The organism is Microbulbifer mixtoriginis (SeqCode), from assembly GCF_052468275.1.
Genome location: NZ_CP174341.1, coordinates 3,006,542 through 3,024,439, shown reverse-complemented (window position 1 = coordinate 3,024,439; position 17,898 = coordinate 3,006,542). Strand labels below are relative to the sequence as shown.

At 51.7% G+C, this 17,898-nt stretch carries 17 protein-coding genes; 1 reads left to right on the top strand and 16 read right to left on the bottom strand.

Annotated features, from left to right (window positions below; translation table 11 throughout):
• Nucleotides 1-37 precede the first annotated feature (37 nt).
• The 16 genes from ACJJIC_RS13220 to ACJJIC_RS13145 form a co-directional block, all read right to left on the bottom strand.
• Nucleotides 38-2,248 carry a response regulator gene (locus tag ACJJIC_RS13220; protein WP_252085853.1) on the bottom strand — a complete coding sequence of 737 codons (2,211 nt, stop codon included), beginning with the start codon at nucleotides 2,246-2,248 and terminating at the stop codon, nucleotides 38-40.
• A 45-nt stretch (nucleotides 2,249-2,293) separates the two neighbouring features.
• Complete coding sequence (locus tag ACJJIC_RS13215) at nucleotides 2,294-2,497, bottom strand: DUF2788 domain-containing protein (RefSeq protein WP_252085852.1); 204 nt, start codon at nucleotides 2,495-2,497, stop codon at nucleotides 2,294-2,296.
• A 109-nt stretch (nucleotides 2,498-2,606) separates the two neighbouring features.
• Nucleotides 2,607-2,879 carry an acetyltransferase gene (locus ACJJIC_RS13210; protein ID WP_252085851.1) on the bottom strand — a complete coding sequence of 91 codons (273 nt, stop codon included), beginning with the start codon at nucleotides 2,877-2,879 and terminating at the stop codon, nucleotides 2,607-2,609.
• 225 nt (nucleotides 2,880-3,104) lie between these two features.
• The gene (locus ACJJIC_RS13205) at nucleotides 3,105-3,590 is read right to left on the bottom strand and encodes a type II secretion system protein M (protein ID WP_444884969.1); all 486 of its coding nucleotides are present in this window, start codon (nucleotides 3,588-3,590) and stop codon (nucleotides 3,105-3,107) included.
• A 43-nt stretch (nucleotides 3,591-3,633) separates the two neighbouring features.
• Entirely contained in the window at nucleotides 3,634-4,968 is a 1,335-nt protein-coding gene (gene gspL, locus ACJJIC_RS13200; protein WP_444925013.1) for a type II secretion system protein GspL, read from the bottom strand.
• A 33-nt stretch (nucleotides 4,969-5,001) separates the two neighbouring features.
• Complete coding sequence (gspK, locus tag ACJJIC_RS13195) at nucleotides 5,002-5,997, bottom strand: type II secretion system minor pseudopilin GspK (protein WP_445357128.1); 996 nt, start codon at nucleotides 5,995-5,997, stop codon at nucleotides 5,002-5,004.
• Nucleotides 5,984-6,793, bottom strand: a complete 810-nt coding sequence (gene gspJ / locus ACJJIC_RS13190; protein ID WP_445357127.1) for a type II secretion system minor pseudopilin GspJ — start codon at nucleotides 6,791-6,793, stop codon at nucleotides 5,984-5,986. Before gspJ ends, gspK begins: the two co-directional genes overlap by 14 nt.
• Nucleotides 6,794-6,798: 5 nt before the next feature.
• On the bottom strand, nucleotides 6,799-7,182 hold the full coding sequence (gspI, locus tag ACJJIC_RS13185; protein WP_445357126.1) for a type II secretion system minor pseudopilin GspI: 384 nt from the start codon (nucleotides 7,180-7,182) through the stop codon (nucleotides 6,799-6,801).
• Nucleotides 7,172-7,759, bottom strand: coding sequence for a prepilin-type N-terminal cleavage/methylation domain-containing protein (locus ACJJIC_RS13180; protein WP_252085845.1), 588 nt, complete (start codon nucleotides 7,757-7,759; stop codon nucleotides 7,172-7,174). The genes gspI and ACJJIC_RS13180 overlap by 11 nt, the downstream gene beginning before the upstream one ends.
• Nucleotides 7,760-7,779: 20 nt before the next feature.
• Nucleotides 7,780-8,208 carry a type II secretion system major pseudopilin GspG gene (gene gspG / locus ACJJIC_RS13175; RefSeq protein WP_252085844.1) on the bottom strand — a complete coding sequence of 143 codons (429 nt, stop codon included), beginning with the start codon at nucleotides 8,206-8,208 and terminating at the stop codon, nucleotides 7,780-7,782.
• A gap of 266 nt (nucleotides 8,209-8,474) precedes the next feature.
• Nucleotides 8,475-9,692 carry a type II secretion system inner membrane protein GspF gene (gene gspF, locus ACJJIC_RS13170; protein ID WP_252085843.1) on the bottom strand — a complete coding sequence of 406 codons (1,218 nt, stop codon included), beginning with the start codon at nucleotides 9,690-9,692 and terminating at the stop codon, nucleotides 8,475-8,477.
• A 2-nt stretch (nucleotides 9,693-9,694) separates the two neighbouring features.
• Nucleotides 9,695-11,191 carry a type II secretion system ATPase GspE gene (gene gspE / locus ACJJIC_RS13165; RefSeq protein ID WP_445357125.1) on the bottom strand — a complete coding sequence of 499 codons (1,497 nt, stop codon included), beginning with the start codon at nucleotides 11,189-11,191 and terminating at the stop codon, nucleotides 9,695-9,697.
• Nucleotides 11,188-13,227 (bottom strand): type II secretion system secretin GspD, encoded by a 2,040-nt coding sequence (gspD, locus tag ACJJIC_RS13160; RefSeq protein WP_252085841.1) that lies wholly within the window; start codon nucleotides 13,225-13,227, stop codon nucleotides 11,188-11,190. Before gspD ends, gspE begins: the two co-directional genes overlap by 4 nt.
• 58 nt (nucleotides 13,228-13,285) lie before the next feature.
• On the bottom strand, nucleotides 13,286-13,978 hold the full coding sequence (locus ACJJIC_RS13155) for a type II secretion system protein N (RefSeq protein WP_444884975.1): 693 nt from the start codon (nucleotides 13,976-13,978) through the stop codon (nucleotides 13,286-13,288).
• Nucleotides 13,979-14,199: 221 nt separating this feature from the next.
• The gene (locus ACJJIC_RS13150; protein WP_444884976.1) at nucleotides 14,200-15,129 is read right to left on the bottom strand and encodes an electron transfer flavoprotein subunit alpha/FixB family protein; all 930 of its coding nucleotides are present in this window, start codon (nucleotides 15,127-15,129) and stop codon (nucleotides 14,200-14,202) included.
• Entirely contained in the window at nucleotides 15,129-15,878 is a 750-nt protein-coding gene (locus ACJJIC_RS13145; protein WP_252085838.1) for an electron transfer flavoprotein subunit beta/FixA family protein, read from the bottom strand. Before ACJJIC_RS13145 ends, ACJJIC_RS13150 begins: the two co-directional genes overlap by 1 nt.
• A gap of 353 nt (nucleotides 15,879-16,231) precedes the next feature.
• On the opposite strand from ACJJIC_RS13145, the gene ACJJIC_RS13140 reads away from it, so the two are divergent.
• Nucleotides 16,232-17,869 carry an electron transfer flavoprotein-ubiquinone oxidoreductase gene (locus ACJJIC_RS13140; RefSeq protein WP_444884977.1) on the top strand — a complete coding sequence of 546 codons (1,638 nt, stop codon included), beginning with the start codon at nucleotides 16,232-16,234 and terminating at the stop codon, nucleotides 17,867-17,869.
• Nucleotides 17,870-17,898 lie beyond the last annotated feature (29 nt).

Here is a 17,898-nt window from a genome sequence, read left to right as displayed (position 1 = left end):
TATTATCCAATTATTAAATAATCCTAGTTCAGCAACTCTAGGCGCTACCCAACCAACGGGCCAAGGTTTCCCGTAACAGATCCTTGCTCAGGGGCTTGGTTAGATAATCATCCATTCCTGCCGCTAAACAACGCCCTTCGAATTGTTCTTCTGTGGTACTAGTTAAAGCAACGATTGGTAATCGATCATCAGGCCTGTGCTCTGTTTCCCATCGGCGCAGTATCTCGATTATCTCGGCACTGTGATCGGTATTTTGCTGACAATCTACCAGGGCCAGGTCGTAATGCCCCTCTGATAAACGCAGCAAGGCCTCCTCTCCATTGCTGGCGATATCTACCTGGTAACCGAGTGCCTGCAACATCTCTTCCGTTACCCACTGATGTGGACGGGAGTCCTCCACCAACAGCAGAGAATATTGCCGCGGCTGGTCGGCACCACCTTTTACTACACGCCGAGTAGTTCGCTTGGCGCCGCCAAAGATTCTCTCCACCAGAGTATCGTGCAACTCCTTACGGGTTACCGGTCGTCCCAGGTAGAGAGCTGAAGGTACGAGTCTTTGCAATTCCGCAAAAGAGGACTTTTGACCAAAGCCGCCCAGGCATATCAATGGGCAATCACGGTCCTCAGCATGAGTCTTTTCAAAGAATGGTGTAACTGATTCGAAGAGTATCTCATCGCCCATGGCGGGCACCAACATGATCAGTTGCCCTCGCTCCAAAGCCTGCTGAAGGAGCTGCTGTACTTCACACTCGCAACCTTCACACCAGCGCTGGGACTTTACGTCCATACCAAAGGAGCGCAGCATCTGCATCAAGCCGGAAATAAACAGGCCCTTTTGGTGTATCAGTAAAACCTCACTATCCTGCAAACGGCGGTCCGGGGTTAAGTAAGTACGCTGATTAGGTTCAATAGTAAATTTGACTACGACCTGGTAGCGGTTACCGTCTTGATTGGAGTGCAGTTGTAGATACCCCCCCATAGCTTCCGCCAGACCCTTGGCGATAGACAGCCCTAAACCTGTAGTTACCTGATTGGTATCCATTCTGGAAAAAGCACCAAACAGCTCGCTCTCATCAGGCAGGATTTCACCGCGGCCGTCATCTTTCAGAGTAATATTCAACTGCCCTTCTACAGAGGTGATCGGGGTAAAACTCACTTCGCCCCAAAGCTCTCCCCGTTGGGCAATTCCCGTAGCCGAGTCCACCAGATTCCGAATCAACTGAGCTGTTTTGCGATTATCGCCAGTGACCATCACCGGCAGGCTGTCATCAATCTGAAAGTTAAATTCCAAAGACTGACTATGGGCTGCTCGCGCAGCGAACTTGAAGGACTTTTCAATGGTTTTGACCAGGTTAAATGGCCCCTGGCGCATACGGATATCTTTGCGAGCAACGCGGGTAAAGAGCCCCACATTGTCCACTAGCTTAAGCTGTTGGCTGCTGGCATTTTTGGCCAGCCCCACCCACTCTTTTTGACGCTCGCTGAGCGGTTCTGCCTCCAAAAGAGACAAGGCCCCCAAGGCATCAGAAAGCTGGCTGCGGAATTCCTGACCAATATTAACAATAAATTCATTCGTCAATTCAACGGCCGCTTCAGAGTGCTTTCGTGCTGCAGCCAGGCTGCTCGCACGCTGCTGCAACTCCTGCATAGCCGACAGGCGCTCCCAATAATTCTCCGACTCTCGCCGCCCCTGGTGAGCGGTCAGCCAGATAAAGGCCAGAGTGAGCGTCCCGTAAATAGTACCGAGGATCATGCCAGAGAAAAGAGCCATCAATGCCGCTGGCAGTAGAGAAGTAACCGTAAACCAAGTGAGAAAACGGTGATAAGGCGAGAATACCGTGGTCACGCTGGAGCAAAAGATGACGGTATAGATCCACAGAAAGTGGGTCTCTGGGGCAAACCCCATATAGTAAACAAAATAGAATAGAGTCAGGCCCCACCAGATAGAACCAAGAATCGATACAAAAAAGTAATGATTACGCCAGCGATTGGGTCCCGAACTATACAAATGACCAAAACGAAAAACGTAGTAACCGCGGATCAGCGTGAGAACCACTAACCCGGCCCCTAGAATCAGCAATAAGCGCGGAGCTTCCAGGCGCATATCACCGATGGTGGCCGCGATCAAAAATGCACAGAATGAGAGCACCATGCCTCGCCGGCTATATTTGGCGATACGCATATCGGTGGCACGGCAAATACGCCGATCTTTCTGCACCTTGAGTTCAGGGCGATCAAATAATGTCATAGCGACCTTCCCTGGAGCATTGGGTATCCGGTGACATAGAGGTCCCTAGCCTATCCCAAGTACTTCAACCAGTACTGTTTTTATAATAAAGCCGAGCAGTCCAAGACCTAGTGCCAGAAACAGGATAAAGGTGCCAAACCTACCCGCTTTAGAATCCTTGGCCAGGTTCCAGACGATAAACACCATGAATAAGATTAGTGCGCCAATTCCCAACCACAGGGAATACTCTTCAAACTGCTCAAAAGTCATGCAAATCTTCGCTTGTAAAAATTGGCGCGCATTGTACAGCGCTTAACAGCTACAGGTAAGACTTGGCCGAATACAGTCGGTCAGCTCACCCATTAACATGACTGGCAGTTCAAGCACCCTGATAATAGTCACCATCTTCCTGCGCGTGGGTTCCACAGCGCAAACGACGCACTTCCTTCTCACGATAGCGGCTATCGTGCCAACATCTTGGTAGTGGCTCACCAGACAGAAAACACAAGTCTGTTTTATCGAAAACCTCTGGGTCTTGTACCTCTTCCCCCCACAGATAGCGGCCAACTACCGTGAGCTCATAGGGATTCGAGAGCGTGACAACATCTGCCACCTCAACCAAGTGCTTGGTGGTTACATCTTTAAAAAGCATAGTGGCACCTTTTTCCACTTCCCATCTTCAGTATAGGGCTTTTGGCGACAATTCTGGCTAAATTAGGGTTTATTGAAAAGATGTAAAAAAGAAATGCAGCTACAGGGCAAGGAGGAGCACATAATTGTAAAGAGCTTGTGATCTGCAGAACACATATGGATTGATAAGGAGAAGCCTAATCTTATCCGGACTTCTCCAAATTCTATAGAAAATGATAGGGCTCCTTTAGCCCTCAATAGTCAGGCGAGCGGAAACCATACCCTGCTCCGGCAAGGCATCAAGGTTGATGGTGCGAACACCCAATTGTTCTTTCATCAACTGGTTTAACCATGGCTGAAGATCCTGATAGCGCACCTCCTCAACCCATAGACGAATACGATTTTCCCCTTCGGGCTCAAATCGTTTAATCGTGACCCGGTTTTGCTTGGCCGCATTAGTTACCCGCTGCAACAAAGTGCCGGAAGCCTGGCCGCCCCCACCATTGGGTTTAACACGGGAGAGCACGGGTCGCTGGGACTCCATCCACTGAACCAGCTCCTGTGACTCCTCTGCTCGCGCGCGAGACTCATCGAAAAAACCTTTGGCCGGACTGTAAAGGCCATAGACAATAAAAAGCGCCCCGGCAAAAAGACTAAGGATGCTCAAGGCGCGTTGATCACTGGGTGACATCGCCTGCCACTTCTGTTTCCACTGCTCGATTTGTTCTTTCATTCTGCTTTAAATACCGAATTCTTTCGCCTTATACCTTGCGCCTCTAGCGCACACGCACCCGCCCGGATACGCCCTTCTTCAACTCATTGGCACCAAGTAAATCTGCACGCAAACCATTGCCAGACAGCTTGCTGACAAAAGTGTCCAAATCTGAGAGGTTCTGTGCCTTAAGCTGCAATACCATTTCACCGCGCTGGCCATCAAAGCGAAGTGATTGAAGTTGCAACTCTTTACCTCGCTGTTGAGTCCACACCTTACTGAGCTGCTGCATATGGGTGGTAAAGGCGCCGCCCTGATTCCCCGCATTTTTTAAGAAGCCATTTAGCTGCCTACGCATCTGGGCCGAGGGACGTACATTGGGGAACATCTCTGTGAACATGGCTCTAGCCTGCTCTTCTGCCTGCTCAGCCTGCCAGTGGTAGTAGGCCCCAGCACCAACAAAAAACAGAAGTTGTGCGGCAAAACAGAAGGCGGCTACTTTGGCCGGCTTTAGCCACCATACCGACTCAGTTTTGCCGCTGGCTAGTTGATAATCGCCACTGAGCAAATTACTAAGTTTGCCGGGCTTATAACGCTCAAGAAAAACTTCTTCAGGTGGGCGCTGATTGACTTGTAGGCGATCGGCAAAAAGTGATTCCAGCTCGGCAACAACAAGACCGTCCTCTTCACCGCCACCCAGTAACAGGAGTTCTTTGCCCTCTTCCCCTTCCTCCTCATCAGCACCTTCTTCAGAAGCATTATCTACGTCAAGAAGGGAGCCTAACAGAGGCTGGAGGTATTCGCGGCGGATCGACAATCCCTGCCCCGTCGACTGCCAAAAATGAGCCTGCTCTCCATCCAACCAAAGGGAAAGGTCAATATCGAGTAGATCCAAAAGTAAATATTCTGGTAATGCCGCAGTCAAAGGCCAGCCGAGTCGCTCCACCTGGCTGTGCAAAATTTCCATTTTGTCTTTGGAAATCGCGTAAATGCTACAGATATCACCATTGCGAGGCGCACAGACAAAATGCAGATCTTCTACATCCTCCGCAAGCTGCTCTTCGACCATATAGCCAATAGCGTTGGCCTGACGTCTAGCTGCTTTGGGGATAGATTCAACGCCACTCCAAACCCAGTTACCAGGCAGAAGTAGCAGCGCCTTGCTGCCCTCTGGCAAGTTCAACGCTGGGTGGATGTCGGGTACAGCCGATGCCTCAAACTCTGGATTGAAGGCTGAAAGGAATTCATCATCCAGAGCAGCTTCACACCAAGAGCCATTCTCCCACTGATGTAAGGTGAGCCCACCGGCGCCAGTTTCAGAGAGCCGCAGCAAGACCAAAGCTGGCTTGGGTGGCACTGCAGGCATGCCGATTTCATTTACGCTTTTCTTTTTAAACATACAATCTTATTGGCTATCTACTATCTAGACTCGCTACGGTGCCTTGTAGTCGAGTAATTCCTGCATCATTGCACCAGAAAAAGTGCGCCGCTGGCGCTGTACAACTTTGACTTCACCGTCCCCGCCCTCATCGAGCCATAGAGACGTCTCCCAATACTGGCGGTAGTCTTCACTATCTCCCAATTGGACAGCAATACGCGCCAGAAAGTGCTGGCTATGAAACACAAACTGGTTGGTGTTGTTGAAGCCATAAGAGGACAAATCCCCCGACTGGCTGAGGATGCCGCCAGACTCTCGAAACAGCAGCAACTTACTCACGCTAGCAGAGGGGTCCACCGCTTCCAAAAGCTCCTGAGAAGCCAGGTTGACATTGATCTTGCTTCCAGTCTCCGGCAGCGCACACAGGAATGGAGCCAGCTTCTGCCAGTCTTCCGGCTCCATACCCTGTACAGAAGACAGTTCCGATATATCACTGATTAAGGTATCTGGGGTGCGATGGGCAAGATCCCTACCGAGATAGCCATCATCCTCGGTTGCTGAAGAACGCGGCGTGTCGTTGTCATCCATCCAGTCGGCAATAGTCCCGGCTAAGTCTGATTTTCCTGTGACATTGCTCACCAGTCGGCGAAAAATATCAAACTGATCGGTGCCGTTACCGCTATCGACAAGATTATTTACATTAAAGCAAGAGTTTAAGTCTTTAATATTTATGCGTATTTTTCCGTTATCAGGATTGAACTGCAACGCCGGTGCTGCCCAGGCCTCAAGAGCGTGATCGGCAGGTTGGGCAGCGTCTTTATCCTCTTCATAATCCTTGAGAAGCGCCACCCTACTCCAGGCCTCAGCCCCAGCGACAAACTCGGCTAATTGCGAATTGGCCAAAAGAGCACCGCTTCGGGTGATGGAAATCTGATCGCGGGTAATGGCGTGCGAGACCAGGGCAATTGCAATCACCATTACAAGTAAAACGGTAATTAAAGCCACGCCCCGCTGGCGGCGAAAAGTCTTTATCGACTTAGAGCCGCTCATCGTTACCACCTCCGCCGGAATTATCCCCACCTGAATTGCCGTCGTTTGAGTTGTTCCCACCTCCAGAGTTGTTCCCCCCTCCATTACCACCGTTGCCGGAATTAGCTCCAGGAGGACTGAACTCTACAGTTGAGAAGGAGAATACGCGGCGTATTTCACCGTACTGACGAGTCATTAACACGAACTCGATAGCCTTTGGCAGGCGGCTATCTGCACTGGTAGTAGATGCTGTAGTACCGGCTGGCGGCCATTGGGCAACCCAGGCATCTGAGCTAGGGTCAAAATATTGTAAAGTCAGGCTCTCCACACCGGCGAGCAGAGGTTCAACAATTGGCTCGGAATCAGGGCCTCGGTCTAAAACTTGCCAGCGACTGCGCAATAACAAAGCCCCAGGATCTTCCTCTTCAGTAAAGGAGCTGTTTCTCTCATCGTCTTCTGGGTAGCCGATACTATAACCCAGCCGCTGAAGTTCACCCCGAGGCTCACCAATAAGGTTTGCCGCCCCAAGGCGGGTAAATTCGAATTCGTCCTGATCACCGCGCAAAGCGGGTTCATAGCCCGTATAGGCATTTTTAATCGGTCGCGCTGTTACCTGGCGCAGGTCCTCCTCCAGACGATAGAGAGCCATGGAAAAACGGCGCAACTCTTCTGCACGACGCTCAACAACACTGTCGGAATTATGGAAAACTTCTAGAAGGGAAAACGAACCAACACTGATAATCGCCACCAGCACCAGTACGACGAGCACTTCAACCAGAGTAAAGCCTGACTGGCCCTTTATTGGAGAAATCTGCATAGAAGCTACTCCTGCGCCGCCCAGGCATCCAGTGTCAAAGTTGGGTTTTCGGCATCGGGGTAACCCACTTGAATCACGATATGTCGAAGGCGCTCTTCGCTGGTTGCCTCTACCTTTGCGGTCACTTCCCAGTCTCTCTCCGCAAAGGACACTTCCTCTTTTTTCTCACCAATCGGAGGCCAGGGAGTTTGTACCCTAATTTGCGAGAGTACCTGTTGAGCGACCCAGTTGGCTGCGAGCCGCTCCTCCATAACTCTTTGGCGCTGCACGCTGCTCTGCATAGTGCGCAATACGCTGGCGGCAATAACCCCAAAGATAACCAGGGCGATCAAAACCTCAACCAGAGTAAAACCGCCCTGTCGGGCCAGGGAATTGCGCTTAAAGGTCATCGGCTTGCCACTCTAGCTGCAAGCCATAGAGGCTACTGTAAGAAATTGTCGCGCCACGAGAGAAGTCACCATCCTCGACCAGAAAAACGGCTAGTTTGATCGGGAGAACTTCACCACTCGATAAAGCGACAAACTGCGGCTTGATCTTTTCCTCATCGCTCTGCTCTTCAGCAAACTCTGTGGATTGGGTGGAAGGCAGTTCCGCCTCTTCAAGCACCTCCAAACGAACGATAGCGGGAAGCTCATGAGCCGCAAATCGCTGGCTGCGTCGACCGGCAGCAGCCATATCGGGAGCCTGCCAAGTCATTGAAGTGGGATCAAATCGCACTACCGTATAAGACTCGGGTTCAAGCACTACGCCGTAATGGGCTTTATCAATCAGGGCACGGTCCGCGACAAGCTGCAACAAGGCGGAGAGACGTTGAGTCTCCCCTTCCCAAACACGCACCCCGGAACTGCCCAGGGACATCATGGCCATGCCAGCCAAGCTGGCGATGATAACAATCACCACCAGAATCTCGACCAGCGTGAAACCCTGATTACGCTTGAGCCTACTGCGGGCTGATCGCCTATACATCGATTGCTGATTGAACCGAGTTACAGGTCAGCGGCAAAAATATCGGCGGCTTCCCCCTCTCCACCGGGCTTACCATCCGCACCCAGGGAGAACAAATCGAATGCGCCGGCACTGCCGGGGCTGATGTACTGGTAGTGATTACCCCAAGGGTCCTTGGGTGCTTTCTTTAAGTAAGGCTCAGTCCAGTTTTTAGCTTCGGGAAAACCGGAGGGACGGGAAACTAGAGCTTCCAGACCCTGGTCAGAACTTGGGTAAACAAAGTTGTCCATGCGGTACATGTCGAGGGCAGTCTCGATAGCACGAAGGTCAACGCGAGCTGCCTTCATGCGGGCTTCACCAGTTTTGCCCAAAACACTGGGAACCACCATGGCGCCGAGAACACCGAGGATCACAATCACCACCATGACTTCAATCAAGGTGAAGCCACCACTTCTGCGTAGGTTTCGCATTTTTTTCTCCAAGTTCAGCTGAAAGCTGGGAACCCCCAGGGCCACGAAGGGAATCGTGGCCCCAATTTAAAAATATTCAGTTTTTGTAAAAAGAGATCTATCTACACTCTCAAAGCAGTAAGAAGCCGAGCACCCCTACTAAGCCGAGTCCAATAAGTACCCTTGAGGCCTCGCGTAGGGTAAAGCCACGGCTGTTTAGTAAGGATTTCATCTTCCCCTCCTAAATAACCTGCATCCTGAATCTGTGGACTTCACTACTTTGAACTCTACATAGCCAGTTCGTTCATGCTCATAATTGGCATCATGATGGCCATCACGATAAATAGTACGATAGCGGCCATAACAAGCAACATCAGCGGTTCGAACAAGCTCACAAAAGCAGTCACCGCCCCCTGAAGGTCTTGCTCCTGGGACTCCGCAGCCCTCTGCAGCATTTCGTCCAGGGTGCCAGAAGACTCACCACTGGCGATCATGTAGATCATCATTGGCGGGAAATACCCAATATCTTCCATGGCTCGGTGCAAACTACCGCCCTCACGTACCGTCTTCTGTGCAGTTTCCAGACGATCCTTTAAGAACTCATTGGTCATTACCCCGCGAGCAATACCCATTGCCTGCACCAGTGGGACACTACTGCCGGTAAGGATCGCTAAGGTTCCCACATAACGGGCACTCTGCGCACCGCGAACCATCCAACCAATTACCGGCAGGTCCAATAGGCGATGGTGAAACTTATATTTGATCGCCGGGCGGCGCAGCATAATGACTACACCCGCAATAATGGCCCCTAGCGCTGGAGGCACCAGCCAGCCCCAGGCGGCAATAAAGTCACTCATTGAGACCAGTATCCGAGTGGGCAGCGGCAAAATTTGTCCAGTGCCGGTGAAGACCTCAATGACATCCGGCACCACATAAACCATCAGGCCAGTAACCACGAGGACACAGATAAATACCAATACCATGGGGTAAATAAGTGCCAATTGCACTTTCTGACGAAACTGCTGCTGCCCCTCGGTGTAATCTCCCAAACGTTCCAGCACCGCATCCAAGTGTCCGGAGTGCTCACCGGCCTCCACGGTAGCCCGGTAGAGCTTGGGGAAAGCCTTGGGGAAACACCCAAGGGCCTGGGCAAAACTGTGGCCCTCCAAAATCTTTCCGCGCACCGCCAGCACTACCCGCCGGATTTTCTGGTTGCGAGTCTGGTTGGCAATTGCCCCTAGGGTCTCCTCCAACGGAATACCGGCGCGCAACAAAGTGGCAATTTGGCGGGTAAGCAGGGCCAGATTTTTAATGCTGAGCCCAGGACTTCCGGACATAAAACCGCCAGCACTCTTCTCAGATTGCTCGGCGGCAGGGGTAACATCCAGAGGCACCATGCCTTTAGCACGCAATTGCTGCCGCGCCGAACGGGCACTGTCGGCCTCTAGGGTTCCCTTGCTTTTTCGACCGGATGCCGCGAGGGCTGTGTACTCAAACGCTGCCACGATTAAGACTCCTGGGTTACCCGCATGACTTCTTCAAGGGAAGTCCTGCCGGCCAGGACCTTGGCAATACCGTCATCGCGGATACTTGGCCCCAATTTACGTGCTTCTGCCACCAGCTTGCTCTCGGAGGCTCGATCGTGGATCAGCTGGCGCATGATTTCATTGAGCGGCACCAACTCATAAATACCGATTCGGCCCACATAGCCGCTATGGTTACATTCATCACAACCATTGGGGCGGTAGATGAGAGCATCCTCAGCGGGAGCGACACCGAGCACTAGCCTCTCCCCTTCATCGGGAATATGGGGCTGCTTACAGGTAGGGCAAAGCACCCTGACCAGGCGCTGTGCCAGAACTCCAATCAAACTGGAGGACAGCAAGAAAGGTTCGATGCCCATATCCATCAGACGGGTAACAGCACCAAGTGCAGTATTGGTATGCAGGGTTGAGAGTACCAAGTGACCTGTCAAACTCGCCTGGATGGCGATCTGCATAGTCTCAAGATCTCGAATCTCACCAATCATCACCACATCCGGGTCCTGACGCAAAATTGCGCGCAAGCCCCGTGCAAAAGTCATATCTGCCTTGGTGTTGACCTGGGTCTGTCCAACCCCTTCCAGGTTGTATTCGACCGGGTCTTCCACCGTCAGGATATTTTTTTCGCGGCTGTTAATGCTGCCGAGGCCGGCATAGAGAGTGGTCGTTTTACCTGAGCCCGTCGGGCCCGTAACCAGAATAATGCCGTGTGGGTGAGCCAAAAGCTCAGTCATGACATTGTGGTCCCGCTCGGACATGCCAAGTTTGGACAAGTCCATTTTACCCGCTTGTTTATCAAGCAGGCGCATCACCACCCTTTCACCTGCCGAGGATGGCATGGTGGAAACACGTACATCGACTTCACGCCCGGCCATCAGTAGTGAAATACGGCCATCCTGGGGAATACGCTTTTCAGCGATATCCAGCTTGGCCATTACCTTGATACGGGAAACCAATAGCGGAGCCAGGGCGCGCCGAGGCTGCAGCACCTCGCGCAGCACGCCGTCTACCCTAAAACGCACAATCAAGCGTTTTTCAAAGGTCTCAATGTGAATATCCGAAGCCCCCTGTTTCAGGGACTCCGCAAAAATCGCATTGATCAGCTTAACGATGGGCGCATCGTCTTCCTGCTCTAGTAGGTCTTCTGTTTCCGGTAGCGAATCTACAACTGCGGCCAAATCCAAGTCATCACCCAGCCCCTCGACTTCGGAGAGGTTGCCCCCCTCACGGTTTTCGTAGAGGCGCTGCAAGGCTACCTGGAAAATTTCATCTTCCACCGACTCCAGGCTTACCGCACCACCATTGATACGTTGCACCTCGGCAATCGCAGAGGGGCTCAGCGGTGCAACGTATTGGCACAGCGGGCGCCCCTCCTGCTCCAGTAGCAGGACCTTGTGGCGCTTAGCGAAAGCATATGGAAGGCGACGAATTGCTGGAGTCCCTGTTCCTGTATCAACCGTCATTTAGATTCTTCTACCTCCAGCACCTCAACCTCACCATCCAACACTTCAACCTCGCCAGGTACTCCCTCAAGGGCGTCTTCCAGGTTGTCAACGGCATTGATAGAACCATCTACCGGCGCTGGGCTTTCGTTATAAGTTCCTGTTGGCGGCATCAGGTCAGGCAGTGCATCACCGCGGTGCCAATCCCACAGCAGGCTCGTTCTGTCTTTCAAGAAGATCTGCTTCTGCTGCATATCCATGTAGCGTTTGCGGGTTTCTTCATAGCCAGCCAACTGGGTGCTCAGAATCTTGGGCTTCAGGAACACCATCAAATTAGTTTTTACGACTTTCTTGGTGTTGTTTCGGAACAGACGCCCTATTCCTGGAATATCCCCCAACAGAGGCACTTTCTGCACGGAGTCAGTAACATTATCTTCTATCAGCCCACCCAAAACCAAAATCGCACCATCATCAATCAATACCTTGGTGCGAATTTCACGTTTACTAGTAACGATGTCCGAGGCACCCACAGCGGCATCAGCAGCAGCGGAAAGCAGGTTTTCAACCTTCTGCTCAATTTCCAAAGTTACCGAGTTATTGTTATTTACACGTGGAGTGACTTTGAGGGTGGTACCAATATCTTCCCGCTGAATAGTGGTGAAAGGGTCGTCATTGCTACCGGACAACAATTGCTCACCAGTAATAAAGGGTACATTCTGCCCGACGAGGATTTCAGCCTCTTCGTTATCCAAAGCCATAATGGTCGGCGTAGACAGAATATTGGTATTGCCCGCTGTGGCAAGCGCATTCACTGCAACTCGGATATCACTTCCACTCAAATAGCCTAAATGTAATGCATTCGCGCCAGTGATACTCGTGAAAGGAAGGGAGAACGGATTGATATTCCCATCTCCGTCTTCAGCCGGTAGGTTGTTCCAGCCTGCAACAAGGTTTTCATCACCCGTGATCCAGCTGATACCAAGGTTATTATTGGTATCCTCTTTAACCTCGACAATAATGGCCTCAATCAGCACCTGAGCACGACGTACATCCAGCCGTGCGATCACGCCTTTCATTGTTTCCAGTAGTGCCGGAGGCGCGGTGAGAACCAGCGCATTGAGGGATTCGTTGACCTGAATACTGACTTCAACGTTCGCAGCCTGCTGGTCTTTTTCTGTATTCTGAATACTACCGCTCATGCCTTCCAGAATTGGTTTCAGGTCGGCGGCATTGGCATACTGAACATAAACCACAGCCGTATTGCCATCACCATCCAGCGGCTGGTCCAAGCGGGCAATAACGGTTCTGATCTGCTGGCGTGTTACTGGGTCACCGGTCAAAAGAACGCTATTGGAACGCTCGTCCACTGCGATTCGCAACGGCTGAACTTCCCGGCCAGCGCCCTTGCCACCAGACGCCTGCAACAAGTCATTGAGAATTTGCTTCACTTCTTTGGCGGAAGCAAACATCAGTGGCACCACTTCAATGTCGATGGCACCTGCACGATCGAGCTGTTTTACCAATAGAACAATCTGGTCAATATTCGCAGCACGATCAGCAATAATCAGGGTATTGGTATCAGCATAAGCTGCCAGGTGGCCAGTCTGAGGAATCAGCGGGCGCAACATAGCGATCAACTGGGAAGCTGAGATATTCTCAACTCGAACAGTACGAACGACTAATGATTCGGCCGGCGCACGGGTATTTTCATCAGCAACCGGAATCGCCTGCTGCTTGGCAAGGGCATCGGGTACCACTTTCCAGGTACCACCCTGCTCTACCAGGCTGAAACCATTTACTTGAAGCACCGACATAAAAACATCGAAGGCTTCATCATGTGTCATAGGGTCACCGGCAACAACGGTGACTTTTCCCTTTACATTGGGGTGGACAATTATATTTTTTCCGGTGAAATCCGCTGCCCAGTTAATCAGGTCGCGAACATCGGCATTGTCGAGAGAAAGGGTAACTCTCTCCGGGCCCTGAGCCAGCGTTGCAGTAGACACAAAAAAACTAAACCCGACCGCAATCAGCCGTCGATAAAACATCTTCATCATTATTTATCTGGCTCTAGTAAATGTTCAAAAAACTCAAAACAATCTAGTTAGACAGTTTTTATTGGGGCTGGCGCTGAGCACGACGCTCACGGGCCAGTTCACGCAGCTTTTCCATCCGCTCTCGAATACTTTCCTGGCTCGCCTCACGTCTTGAGGAACTTCCCGCACTACTACTTTGCCTAGATTTGCGTGACAGGCTTGAGTAGTTTTTCAGCGGGACATTGGGGCGGCCATCCATCTCGGGATATGTCAGCTTTTCCATCCTGCCATTACGACGAAGAACTACATGGTCTACCTCAACAGAATAAAGTTCTGCGCCACCAGGAAGGGAATCCCCCACATACAAACGCTTTGCAGGCTTGCCTTTTTCGGCAACCAGGGCGCTGGCTTTACTCTTGTCCGAATTATCCAAAACGCCAGAGAGGACGATGTTCAGCTGGGTTATAGGGAGGTTGGAGAGATCAACTTCGGGAACAGCTTCTTGCTTCTTGGCTTCGGCATAACCAAAGAAGGGAGTGTTCGGTATTGAAGCTGCCTGGGGGGCACTCACACGACTATCATTGCGCTCGGCCAGCAGAGACTCTTCCGGCTCTGCAGGAATCAGTAAAGAGCCATAGGCAAGTAGATTGCCAGATACCCACAGCAACCCCACCGCAGATGCCGCCATGGTGCCACGAGAGAGCGATCTGCGTGAATCGCCCTGGCTAAAGCCTTTACCGACTGAGCCAATGGCTCGCTTTAATGGGGACATGAACATACCCACATACAAGTTCAACTTTCTTAGGTTATTGGTTTTTGACGCCTATTTTGTTGCCTTCGCCTTCGAAAGGCAACGCTCCTGCCCAGTTAAACGTTGCAAACCAACACTTCGTCCCCGAAATTGCACACTAGTTCCGTAGTCCAGAAGCCAAAAATGAGAAAAGGCGGCAATACGCCGCCTTTTCCAGTACTGATCAGTATACTAATCAGAAATTACAGCTTTGCTTCCAGCTCGGGGACTGCTTCAAACAAATCTGCCACCAAGCCGTAGTCAGCAACGGAGAAGATTGGAGCCTCCTCATCTTTGTTGATAGCCACAATAACCTTGGAATCCTTCATGCCAGCCAAATGTTGGATGGCACCGGAAATACCAACGGCAATGTACAAGTCCGGAGCAACGATCTTACCGGTTTGGCCAACTTGCATATCATTTGGCACAAATCCAGCGTCTACTGCAGCGCGTGAGGCGCCAACCGCCGCACCCAGCTTGTCTGCCAACTTGTACAGCATCTCGAAGTTGTCGCCATTCTGCATACCGCGACCACCGGAAACTACCACGCTAGCGGCGGTAAGCTCAGGGCGGTCGGATTTAGCAAGCTCTTCTCCTACGAAAGAAGAAACACCGGCGTCATCGGCAATATCTACAGCCTCAACAGCTGCACTTCCACCTTCTGCAGCCACTGCGTCGAAAGCAGTAGTACGAACGGAAATCACCTTAATGGCGTCAGAGCTCTGCACGGTCGCGATAACGTTGCCAGCGTAGATTGGACGCTTGAAAGTATCGGCACTCTCTACAGAGATAATGTCAGAGATCGGTTGAACATCCAGCAGCGCAGCGGCACGCGGCAGCATGTTTTTACCGGTGGTAGTGGCTGGCGCCAGGATATGGCCGTAATCTTTTCCCAGATCGGCAACCAGCTTGGCAACGTTTTCAGCCAACTGGTGCTCGTAAGCAGCGTTGTCAGCCAGCAATACTTTGCTTACGCCATCAACTTTAGCAGCGGCGTCTGCAACAGCAGAACAGCCTGCGCCAGCGACTAGGACGGCGATGTCGCCACCGATAGCCTTAGCTGCGGCGATAGTGTTGAGCGTAGCGCCCTTCAGTTCGGCGTTGTCGTGTTCAGCAATAACCAGGATGCTCATCAGATTACCTTCGCCTCGTTTTTCAGTTTCTCTACCAGTTCCGCCACGTCGGCAACTTTAACGCCAGCCTGACGCTCTGCTGGTGGCTCGACTTTCAGGGTTTTAGTGCGAGGAGCGATGTCTACACCCAACTCATCGGGAGTAGTAGTATCGAGAGGCTTCTTCTTGGCCTTCATGATATTCGGCAAAGATGCATATCGTGGCTCATTCAAACGCAGGTCGGTAGTCACGATAGCTGGCAGCTTCAGCTCAACAGTCTGCAGGCCGCCATCGATTTCACGGGTTACCTTCACAGCGTCGCCTTCTACAACCACTTCGGAAGCAAAGGTGCCCTGCCCCATACCAGTCAATGCGCCCAGCATCTGGCCAGTTTGGTTGTTGTCGCCATCGATAGACTGCTTGCCGAGAATAACCATTTGCGGCTCTTCTTTATCGACAATCGCCTTCAGGCACTTAGCCACAGCCAGAGGCTGCAGTTCGGCATCGGTCTCAACCAGAATGCCTCGGTCGGCTCCCAGCGCCAGTGCTGTGCGAATTTGCTCCTGGCTCTGCTTGGGACCCATGGAAACGGCGACTATCTCACTAACAACGCCTTTTTCCTTCAAGCGAACCGCCTCTTCTACTGCAATTTCGCAGAAGGGGTTGATAGACATTTTGACGTTGGCAGTATCAACGTCAGTGCCGTCCGCCTTGGGGCGAACCTTGACGTTGTAGTCGACAACGCGTTTCACAGCTACAAGAACTTTCATGGAAATCCCGTCTCAAATATGCTTTTTAACAGCCGCGACTGACGATTCTCATCGCGAACGGATACGGTGTTCTGGTCAAACAGGTGTTTGAACGGCGTGTATGGTGGCGGTTCTATACCGCAAAATCAATAGCCAAATAGAAGTGACTTCTGCCATTCATGCAATCTATTTCAGGAAATAGAGACCATCTATTCAGCTTCCCTAAGCTGTTGAAATACAGCACATTTGCCATAGCAAATGAATAGTCATGCAATTGGTAGGGTTGAATAAACGCCTATATAATCCGCCCTCTTTATAAATGATAAGGCCGGAATGGCCGCAAAAAGTTGAATACAACTGCTGAGGAGAGTGCCGTGGAACGCGAATCAATGGAATACGATGTAGTGATCGTGGGTGCCGGTCCGGCCGGATTGGCAGCGGCCTGCCGTATTCGCCAGCTCAATGAAGATGTCTCAGTATGCGTTGTGGAGAAAGGTTCCGAGGTCGGCGCCCACATTCTCTCCGGCGCAGTTTTTGAGCCAACTGCTCTAAATGAGCTATTCCCAGACTGGAAAGAGCGCGGCGCCCCGCTGAACACAGAGGTCAAGGGCGACGATATCTACGTTCTACGCAGCGATGAGAATTCCATCAAAGTGCCCAACATGTTTGTGCCAAGCACCATGCACAATGAGGGCAACTACATTATCAGCCTCGGTAACCTTTGCCGTTGGTTGGCCGAGCAGGCAGAGAACCTGGGGGTGGAGATTTTCCCCGGCTTCGCCGCTGCAGAAGTTCTGTACAACGAAGATGGCTCTGTAAAAGGTATTGCCACCGGCGATATGGGTATTGGCTTAAATGGTGAGCAGAAAGACTCCTATATGCCAGGCATGGAGCTGCACGCCAAGTACACTCTTTTTGCCGAAGGCTGTCGCGGCCATCTGGGCAAGCAACTGATCGAGCGCTTCAAGCTGGATACAGATGCCGATCCGCAACATTACGGCATTGGCGTTAAGGAAATCTGGAAAGTTCCTGCGGACAAACACCAGCAAGGCCTGGTAGTTCACACAGCAGGCTGGCCTTTGGAGCAAAGCGGCACCCACGGTGGTGGTTTCCTTTATCACCTGGAAGACAACCAGGTTGTGGTTGGCCTAATTACCGATCTCGCTTACAGCAATCCACACGTAAGCCCCTTTGACGAATTTCAGCGTTACAAACATCATCCGGTAATCAAACAATACTTGGACGGTGGTCAGCGTGTCGCTTACGGTGCACGTGCCATTGTTAAAGGTGGACTGCAATCTCAGCCGAAGATGACCTTCCCTGGCGGCCTGCTGATCGGCGACAACGCCGGCACCCTGAACTTCGCCAAGATCAAGGGCAATCATACCGCGATGAAGTCCGGCATGATCGCCGCTGAGTCCGTAGTGGAAGCCCTTGCCGCAGAGCGCAACAGTGAAGAGCTGACCGACTACACCACCAAGTATCGTGACAGCTGGGCCTGGAAAGAGCTGCATATGCAGCGCAACTTCGGCCCGGCACAACACAAGTGGGGCAACATCCTCGGTTCAGCTTACGCATTTGTCGATATCAATATCTTCAAAGGCAAGCTGCCCTGGACCCTGCGCGACACCAAAGCTGACCATGCACAACTGAAACCGGCTGCGGACTGCGCAAAAATTGATTACCCCAAGCCCGATGGCGTACTCAGCTTTGACAAGCTCTCCTCTGTGTTTATTTCTAACACCAACCACGAGGAAGACCAGCCTTGTCACCTAACCCTGAAGGATCCGGAGATTCCGCTTAACCACAATCTGCCGATTTATGATGAACCGGCTCAGCGTTACTGCCCTGCAGGCGTTTATGAAGTGGTTGAAGATACCAACGGCAAACGTTTCCAGATAAATGCACAGAACTGTGTGCACTGTAAGACCTGTGACATCAAAGACCCAACCCAGAATATTGTCTGGGTTACTCCAGAAGGTGGCGGCGGCCCCAACTACCCAAATATGTAAGCAGTTTGCTTTCTGGCGCCTTCGGGCGC

What these genes read in the sequence shown, in the direction of transcription:
- ACJJIC_RS13180 (WP_252085845.1), bottom strand. Translation starts at nt 7,759, where the DNA reads ATGTATAGGCGATCAGCCCGCAGTAGGCTCAAGCGTAATCAGGGTTTC.
- gspG (WP_252085844.1), bottom strand. Translation starts at nt 8,208, where the DNA reads ATGCGAAACCTACGCAGAAGTGGTGGCTTCACCTTGATTGAAGTCATG.
- ACJJIC_RS13155 (WP_444884975.1), bottom strand. Translation starts at nt 13,978, where the DNA reads ATGTCCCCATTAAAGCGAGCCATTGGCTCAGTCGGTAAAGGCTTTAGC.
- gspI (WP_445357126.1), bottom strand. Translation starts at nt 7,182, where the DNA reads ATGACCTTTAAGCGCAATTCCCTGGCCCGACAGGGCGGTTTTACTCTG.
- gspL (WP_444925013.1), bottom strand. Translation starts at nt 4,968, where the DNA reads ATGTTTAAAAAGAAAAGCGTAAATGAAATCGGCATGCCTGCAGTGCCA.
- gspD (WP_252085841.1), bottom strand. Translation starts at nt 13,227, where the DNA reads ATGATGAAGATGTTTTATCGACGGCTGATTGCGGTCGGGTTTAGTTTT.
- ACJJIC_RS13145 (WP_252085838.1), bottom strand. Translation starts at nt 15,878, where the DNA reads ATGAAAGTTCTTGTAGCTGTGAAACGCGTTGTCGACTACAACGTCAAG.
- ACJJIC_RS13150 (WP_444884976.1), bottom strand. Translation starts at nt 15,129, where the DNA reads ATGAGCATCCTGGTTATTGCTGAACACGACAACGCCGAACTGAAGGGC.
- ACJJIC_RS13220 (WP_252085853.1), bottom strand. Translation starts at nt 2,248, where the DNA reads ATGACATTATTTGATCGCCCTGAACTCAAGGTGCAGAAAGATCGGCGT.
- gspE (WP_445357125.1), bottom strand. Translation starts at nt 11,191, where the DNA reads ATGACGGTTGATACAGGAACAGGGACTCCAGCAATTCGTCGCCTTCCA.
- ACJJIC_RS13205 (WP_444884969.1), bottom strand. Translation starts at nt 3,590, where the DNA reads ATGAAAGAACAAATCGAGCAGTGGAAACAGAAGTGGCAGGCGATGTCA.
- ACJJIC_RS13215 (WP_252085852.1), bottom strand. Translation starts at nt 2,497, where the DNA reads ATGACTTTTGAGCAGTTTGAAGAGTATTCCCTGTGGTTGGGAATTGGC.
- ACJJIC_RS13210 (WP_252085851.1), bottom strand. Translation starts at nt 2,879, where the DNA reads ATGCTTTTTAAAGATGTAACCACCAAGCACTTGGTTGAGGTGGCAGAT.
- gspK (WP_445357128.1), bottom strand. Translation starts at nt 5,997, where the DNA reads ATGAGCGGCTCTAAGTCGATAAAGACTTTTCGCCGCCAGCGGGGCGTG.
- gspJ (WP_445357127.1), bottom strand. Translation starts at nt 6,793, where the DNA reads ATGCAGATTTCTCCAATAAAGGGCCAGTCAGGCTTTACTCTGGTTGAA.